1 protein-coding gene is annotated in these 1,111 nt (G+C 54.3%); it reads right to left on the bottom strand.

Annotation, left to right across the window (positions count from 1 at the left end; genetic code table 11):
- A partial coding sequence (locus AO242_RS21950; protein ID WP_176560684.1) for a transposase domain-containing protein occupies positions 1 to 637 on the bottom strand: 637 nt, incomplete at its 3' end.
- Positions 638 to 1,111: the final 474 nt, after the last annotated feature.

Below are 1,111 nucleotides of genomic sequence, written 5' to 3'. Positions count from 1 at the left end.
AATAGTACGCACGATCAAAGATCGTAACCGAATAGTCATCCACTGCTTTTTCCAACCCACGAGCGTGGCTCAGCTCGCCAGTTGAAAACTCGCCGAAATTGGCAGCCCGTATTAAATGAGTGTGCGTATCCATCAAGCAGACGCCGCGCACCTGTGGCCAAGCACCGTCGCCGGAATGGGTACGCCCACCACCAAAAGCCTGACGATTTTCAGGCGTATCAAGCGTGGACCACACCACACCATCTACGGCAAAGCTGCGTAACCCAAAAAAGCTTGCCGTAGCGGGTTGTTTGGCTTGCCCCCACGCCTCAGCCAATTGTGTAAAAAGTGCCGCCAATGGTGCTTCACCCAATCGTTGGCGAGCCTGAACGGAGGCGCTTGGCGCGGGCACTTTCCCGTCATTGAGCGCCAAACCTAACTGCTGGACAATCAGCCAAATCGGCTCATTTTTGAACAGAGCCAATCCCACCACAAGCCAGACGATGCGGTCAGCAGGCAATCGTCGGCGACGAATCGATACGGTCCCCGTTAATGTCAGCGCTTGTTCAATCCAGAGAGGATCAATGAGCTCAACAAAGCGCTCAAAAGAAACAGGATTGAGTTTGATGATCTCTTGAAAAGTGCTCTGAAGGGGCATGGAGCGGGCTCTGATCGACGGATGAGTTTGATGATCTCTTGAAAAGTGCTCTGAAGGGGCATGGAGCGGGCTCTGATCGACGGAGCCCGTTTTTTATTCTCGGTGGACGGACAAGTCAATTCCTTAACTGACTGGCATTAGGGCTTGCCCGCGATACATGAGACGCTGCTGGAAGACACACCGCGTTATCCTTTATCGTCCGGATGCGGCTCGGCCCAGGCGCCGCTCAGATAGAGGTACTCACCTGTAGGAGTGAGCTTGCTCGCGATGAACGACGACAAGGTCTAGCTGACAAACCGAGTCGTCTGCATCGCGGGCAAGCCTCGCTCCCACAGGTTTGATAAAGCACCCAGTGCGTGAGTCAGGCGCAAAACGTGTGGGAGCCGGGCTGAACTGGCTTAATGATCCCGGACACCTCTTAAGGGCGATATGATTCGCCCAATCAGGAGGTTCCATGCAAGAGCGAAAGACCTA

Source organism: Pseudomonas sp. ICMP 561, assembly GCF_002699985.1.
Taxonomy (GTDB): Bacteria; Pseudomonadota; Gammaproteobacteria; order Pseudomonadales; family Pseudomonadaceae; genus Aquipseudomonas; species Aquipseudomonas quasicaspiana.
This window is presented reverse-complemented; position numbering and strand designations above follow the sequence as displayed.